This is a genomic window from Streptomyces sp. TAA486, assembly GCF_000426165.1.
Genome location: NZ_AUEV01000012.1, coordinates 318,616 through 324,843, shown reverse-complemented (window position 1 = coordinate 324,843; position 6,228 = coordinate 318,616). Strand labels below are relative to the sequence as shown.

Here is a 6,228-nt window from a genome sequence, read left to right as displayed (position 1 = left end):
GGCGTTCTCCCGTTCGCCCTGGAGCACCACGACGTCCACGGCCGGCTGGTTGTCCTCGGCCGTCGAGAAGGTCTCGGAGCGCCGCACGGGAATCGTGGTGTTCCGCTCGATGATCTTCGTCATCACGCCGCCGCGTGTCTCCACCCCGAGCGAGAGCGGAGTGACGTCCAGCAACAGGACGTCCTTGACCTCGCCCTTCAGCACCCCTGCCTGGATGCCGGCGCCCACCGCGACGACCTCGTCGGGGTTGACGCTCATGTTCGGGTCCATGCCGCCGGTGAGCCGGCGGACCAGCGACTGCACCGCGGGCATCCGCGTGGAACCGCCCACGAGAATGACCTCGTCGATGTCGCTGTCGGTGATCTTCGCATCGGCCATGGCCTGCTTCACGGGATCCAGGCAGCGCTCGACGAGGTCGGCGGTGATCTGCTCGAACGTGGAGCGCATCACCGTCTCCGTCAAATGCTTCGGCCCGGCGGCGTCCGCGGTGATGAACGGCAGGCTGACCTGCGTCTGCGTGACCGAGCTCAGCTCCGTCTTGGCCTTCTCCGCCGCCTCGAAGAGCCGCTGCAGCGCCTGCGGATCGCTGCGCAGGTCGATGCCGTTCTCCCGCTGGAAGCTGTCCGCGAGGTGATCGACAAGACGGCGGTCGAAGTCGTCGCCGCCGAGGTGGCCGTCGCCGGCCGTCGACCTCACCTCCACCACGCCGTCGCCGACGTCCAGGATGCTGACGTCGAACGTTCCGCCGCCGAGGTCGAAGACGAGCACACTCTCGTGCTCCTTCTTGTCCATGCCGTAGGCGAGGGCGGCGGCGGTGGGTTCGTTGATGATCCGCAGGACTTCCAGCCCCGCGATGCGGCCCGCGTCCTTCGTCGCCGTGCGCTGCGAGTCGTTGAAGTACGCCGGCACGGTGATCACCGCTTCGGTCACCTTCTCGCCGAACGCCTTCCCCGCGTCGTCCGCGAGCTTGCGCAGGACCTGCGCGCTGATCTCCTCCGGCGCGTACTGCTTCCCCCGGACCTCGAACCGCGCGACACCGCCCTCACCCTCGACGACGTCGAACGCCACGGCCTTCGCCTCATCCGAGATCTCGTCGTAGTTGCGGCCGATGAAGCGCTTGGCCGAGTAGATCGTGCCCTTGGGATTGAGAATCGCCTGGCGCCGCGCCAGCTGCCCGACCAGCCGCTCACCGGTGTCGGTGTAGGCCACCACGGACGGCGTCGTACGAGTCCCCTCCGCGTTCGGGACCACCGACGCCTCCCCGCCCTCCCAGAAGGCGATCACCGAATTCGTCGTCCCGAGGTCTATCCCCACTGCCCTGCCCATGAGATGCCTCCTCCTCCAGCGGTCACTTACCGGCCGGAAGCGGTCATCTCACGGAGCCGGACCACAAACGCCACTAGACGGAAGCCCCCGGGTCCCGCCGTCACCGCTTCCACTTCACGCGGTGCTCGCGCGTCGGTTCCAACGGTCCTGGACGTGGAGGAGGGGCGCATGCGCCCCGGAGGTCCAAGTGAGCCCACTGAGCTCGTACCGGCGGGGCACACAGGTCGAGGCCGGTCCGCGAACAGGCGGGCAACCTCGTTCGTGACTAGCCTGGGAGAGGGAGTGCCGTACCGAGCACGGGATCACCACATGGGTGTCAATCCGAGAGCACGGCAGCAGGAGCCCTCCGCCCTCGACGTATGGAACGGGGAAGACCCGACCGGCCTGCGGAACCTCTTCCTTCTGTCGGTCGAGATGTTCGACGGGCAGGACGAGGACGACGTGCTGCGCATGGCCATGGCAGCCGTGGCCACGCTCGGCCCGTGCAGGACGGAGGCCGGCTACCTACGCATCGACGAGGCGTGGGTGCGCGCGCCTGACAACAGGGACGGGGCCCCCGGCCCGGATCTCGACGATCAGGTCGAAGCGCTCGGCGCTGAGGACGGGGCCGTCCAGATTCATGGACGCCACTGGTGCCAGGCGATCGCACTGCGCTCACCGCCGGGCATCATCGGATGCCTCGTGGTCAGCGCAGCCAAGCGGATATCCGACGATGAGCAGTTCCGGCTCAACGCCCTCGCCCACCAGACCTCGGCCGCATTGAGCAACGCCGCAGGGCGGAGGGCGGAGCGGGACCACGCCTCGGCGCTGCGCCGCGCCCACCACGACCGCGGCAAGGCGATCGCCCAGCTGCGCGAGTCGGTGGCCGAACTCGAATTCCAGAGATCCGTGCATGAAGCTCTCAGCCATGCCTCGGCCGAGAGCGAGGAAGGCATCGCGGACAGGGTCCGCGCCTTCACCGGCCTCCCCGTCGCCATTGAGGACCCCTTCGGGAATCTCCGGGTCTGGTCAGGTTCCGGCCGCCCGGAACCGTACCCGGAACCCGGGCCCGGTCGCGAGCAGGAGGTGCACAGGGGCATGCGGCGCGCCGGTCCCGTCCGTGCGGGGAGCCGCCTCACCTGCATCGCCCAGCACCGCGGCAAGGTGTTCGGCACGATCTCGCTCATCGACCCCGGCAGGACCGCCGGAGCTCACGAGGAGTTCGTGCTCGACCACGCCTGCGTCGCACTCGCTCTTGAGATGTCCCACCAGCGGCGCCTGGCGGAGACCGAGCTCCGGCTGCGCCGCGAACTCGTCGACGACTTGATCACCGGCACGGACGACGCAGGCGCCTACCCCCGGGCGGAAGCCGTCGGCCACGACCTGCACGGAGACCACCGCCTCGTGGTGGTGCAGTGGAGGGACAAGCCCGCGGACACCGTCGCCGAGACGGTCAGTCGCGCAGCCACTGGTCTCGGCCTGCGGTTCCTGCTCGGCCGCCGCTCGGGGATCACCGTCCTCGCCGTGCAGGGCGCCGCTGCGCCCCATGCCCTGCATGCAGCCGTGGCGGAGGCGCTGGGCTCCACGGAGGGAAGTGTCGGCATCGGCGGGCGGGCCGAATCTCTCGACGACTTTCCCCGTTCCTACGAGGAAGCGGTGCGCGCGTCGGAGTTCCGGCGTCACTCCAGCACCCCCGCGGGCGCCACCGCATACGACGAGCTGGGCTTCTACCGCATCCTCACCTCCGGTGAAGATCAGGGAAAGGCCGAGGAGTTCGTACGTGAATGGCTCGGTCCGCTGCAGGACTACGACGCCGAGCACCACTGCGACCTGGTTCGGACCCTTTCCCTCTTCTTCGACTGCGGCGGCAAGTACGAAGACGCCGCCGCCGCACTCACCATCCACCGCAGCACCCTGCGCTACCGGCTCGGTCGCATACGGGAGATCAGCGGCCACGACCTGTCGCAGCCCGACACACGCCTCAACCTGCACGTCGCGACCAGGATCTGGCAGGTCCTGGACGGATCACTCTGAGCAACCCGTCCGCCGCCGTGGTGCAGGCCACTGCGCCTGAAAGGCCCCCTCCCTTCCGGGAGGGGGACGGGGGGCCGGACGGCTCTAGCCGTTGCCGTCGCCGTCCTTACTCGACTTGACCTCGATGTGACGAGGCTTCATGGCCTCCGCCTTGTGCGCCGTGATGCTGAGCACGCCATCGGACATGGTGGCCTCGACGTTCTCCGTGTCGACTTCGCCTGTCAGCAGCATGCGGTACTCGAACTGGCCGGTGCGCCGTGTGTTGCTACGCACGATGCCTTCGCGTTCCTTCTCCTTGATCTCACCCGTGACGAGCAGTTCTTGACCGTTCACCTCGACGTCGACGTCCTCCGGCTTCACACCCGGAAGCTCGACCTCGATCTTGAACGCATCGTCGGTCTCGGTCACGTCCGCGAGCGGTGCCCACGCTGTGGGCCCGGTCATGGGCGCCGCCCCGCCGACACTGGACTCCAGGAGCCCCTCCATCCGACCGACCAGGTCGTCGAATTCCATCAGCGGGCTGCGCACCCAGCCCCGCGCACGCTCCATAGGTACATTTGGCCGTATCCGTCGGGCGGGTACCGTCATTCCCACTTCACCTCCATCCCCGGGGGAGGCCCCCGGGGGGCGTAACTCCGTTCCACACCGCGAGAGCGTTCTCTCGCCAGTCAGTTCCGGCCGGTACCGAGACGATCCGTCGGTGTGGGACCTTTCGGTCCACAAGCGATCGGCACTTGTCTCCCATACGGTCAGGTTCGCGCGCGGGAGCCTCGCGCGGGTGCCCCCGGAAGGCCCAATCGTCCGGAGAGATTCATCCCTCCGGTATGAGAGCCCGCCGCTCAGGGCGTATCCGCGTGCGCGGCGGGTCTTCGTCAGCTTCGGTGCAGGGCCGGAGAGGCGGGCCGGTCCCGCCTCATCACCTTCCGTCCCCGTCACGCCGGTCCTCTGGAGGACCGCCGTCCTGTCGGTCCCGGCTCTCGCGCCGACCGGCCGGGGCGTAGACGTCGTCTGGCCGCGCTTCGGCACGGGATTCCCGAACCGCTTCACGAAGCGCCTTCCGGAATCTGCCAGGCCCCCACGAGCGGCCGTGGACGGCCTTTTCGAGGTCGGCGCCCCGCGTCGTCCCCTGTTCGCGGAGTGTCTCCGTCACCTGCTCGATCTCGTCGTCGAGCGCCCGGTCGGCAATGGCCTTGGACCGGCTGGTAGGCCCGGTGGTGCCGGACATGCCCGGTGAGTAGAACGAGTCGCCGGGTCCCGGCATGTACTTCCGCAGTCCGGACCGCTCACGGATGCGTCTGCGCGCCGTACGGTCCGCGACCCTCTGGTCTCGTTCACGGGCCCGGCGCCGGACGTCCTCCGGCATCGCCCGTTCACGCTCGGCCTGCGGCGAGGGCTCTTCGCGCCAGTCGGCCTCCGCCTCTTGCGCCGTGAGCGGTGCGGCGATGTTCTCAAGGGACTGCTGCTCGGCGCGCACGCCGAAGAACAACTCCGCCAGGCCGCCGATGGCCATGGCGCCCGCGCCGATGATGAAACCGGCGGCCAGCAGGTCTTCCTCGCCACTGTGGATGAACTGGCCGAACAGCAACGGCCCGGTGATGCCGCCCACGGCCGTGCCCACCGCGAAGAACAGCGAGATGGACAGTGCCCGGGTCTCCAGGGGAAACACCTCACTGACCGTCAGGTAGGCCGAACTGGCCCCCGCGGAGGCCACGAAGAACGTGACCGAGATGAGGAGGAAGAACCACCAGGCCGTGAGGGATCCGTTCATCAGCAGCAACGCGATCGCGACCGCGATGCCGGCGGTGCCGAAATAGGTGGCGGTGATCATCGGCTTCCGGCCGACCGTGTCGAAGAGACGGCCGAGGAGGAGCGGCCCGAGGAAGTTGGCGATCGCGAAAATGACCATGTAGTAGGGCACCGCACCTGAGGAGACGTCGAAGAACCCGCTGAGGATCGAACCGAGATCGAAGACGACGGCGTTGTACATGAACGCCTGGCCGACGAAGAGTGAGAGGCCGAGAATCGCTCGTCGCGGATACCTCTGCATCGCTGTACGGGCGATCTCGGTGAACGGAATGACCTCGCGCTGCCGGATGGTGATCGCCTGTCCGGGCTCCGGCAGCTCCCTGCCGGCCTCCTGCCGCACCTCGGCCTCGATCCGGTCGACGATCTCCTCGGCCTCCTGTTCCCGGCCGTGGATGAACAGCCACCGGGGGCTCTCCGGGACGTTGCGCCGTACGAGGAGGATGCCCAACCCGAGGATGCCGCCGAGGCCGAAAGCCAGCCGCCAGCCCAGATTCCCCGGGAACGCGGAGCTGAGGAGACCCAGCGCGGCAAGGCTGCCCAGCGCCGAACCGATCCAGTAGCTGCCGTTGATTGCGAGATCCGTCCGCCCTCGGTTGCGTGCCGGAATCAGTTCGTCGACGGCGGAGTTGATCGCGGCGTACTCACCGCCGATACCCATCCCGGTGATGAACCTGACGAGGAAGAAGTACCAGGCCTCGTGGGAGAACGCGGTGGCGACCGTGGCGAGAACGTAGAGCCCGAGCGTGGCCATGAAGAGCTTCTTGCGGCCGAAGCGGTCCGTGAGCCGGCCGAAGAGCAAGGCACCGAAACAGGCACCCGCCACATAGATCCCGGCCGCAGTTCCGATGTCCGCGCTGCTGAGGGAGATCCCGCTGCCCGGCTGGGACATCCGGGCAGCCACGGCCCCCACGATCGTCACCTCGAGCCCGTCCAGGACCCAGACCGCACCGAGGCCGAACACGACACGCCAGTGGAATCGTGACCACGGCAAACGGTCCAGCCTGCTCGGAATGCGCGTGGTGATGGTGCCCGTATTTACAGAAGTGCCCATGCTGCTCCTTCACGTGTTTCTTCGGGAATTGA

General features: G+C 68.1%; 4 protein-coding genes. 1 reads left to right on the top strand and 3 read right to left on the bottom strand.

Going from position 1 to position 6,228, the window contains the following annotated elements; genetic code table 11:
- On the bottom strand, positions 1-1,326 hold a 1,326-nt coding region (gene dnaK, locus I004_RS0117590; protein WP_037976572.1), incomplete at its 3' end, for a molecular chaperone DnaK.
- A 309-nt stretch (positions 1,327-1,635) separates the two neighbouring features.
- Here dnaK and I004_RS34525 point away from each other — a divergent pair.
- Entirely contained in the window at positions 1,636-3,339 is a 1,704-nt protein-coding gene (locus I004_RS34525; RefSeq protein WP_051345119.1) for a helix-turn-helix domain-containing protein, read from the top strand.
- A gap of 84 nt (positions 3,340-3,423) precedes the next feature.
- Here the strand turns inward: I004_RS34525 and I004_RS0117580 are convergent, their stop codons facing one another.
- The gene (locus tag I004_RS0117580) at positions 3,424-3,888 is read right to left on the bottom strand and encodes an Hsp20/alpha crystallin family protein (protein WP_486580071.1); all 465 of its coding nucleotides are present in this window, start codon (positions 3,886-3,888) and stop codon (positions 3,424-3,426) included.
- 367 nt (positions 3,889-4,255) lie between these two features.
- A complete protein-coding gene (locus tag I004_RS34520; RefSeq protein ID WP_106965376.1) occupies positions 4,256-6,196 on the bottom strand; it encodes an MFS transporter in 1,941 nt (646 codons plus the stop codon).
- Positions 6,197-6,228: the final 32 nt, after the last annotated feature.

Bases quoted from the DNA above. Each gene is read 5' to 3' on its own strand.
- I004_RS34525 (WP_051345119.1), top strand. From the start codon at position 1,636: ATGGGTGTCAATCCGAGAGCACGGCAGCAGGAGCCCTCCGCCCTCGAC.
- I004_RS0117580 (WP_486580071.1), bottom strand. From the start codon at position 3,888: ATGGAGCGTGCGCGGGGCTGGGTGCGCAGCCCGCTGATGGAATTCGAC.
- I004_RS34520 (WP_106965376.1), bottom strand. From the start codon at position 6,196: ATGGGCACTTCTGTAAATACGGGCACCATCACCACGCGCATTCCGAGC.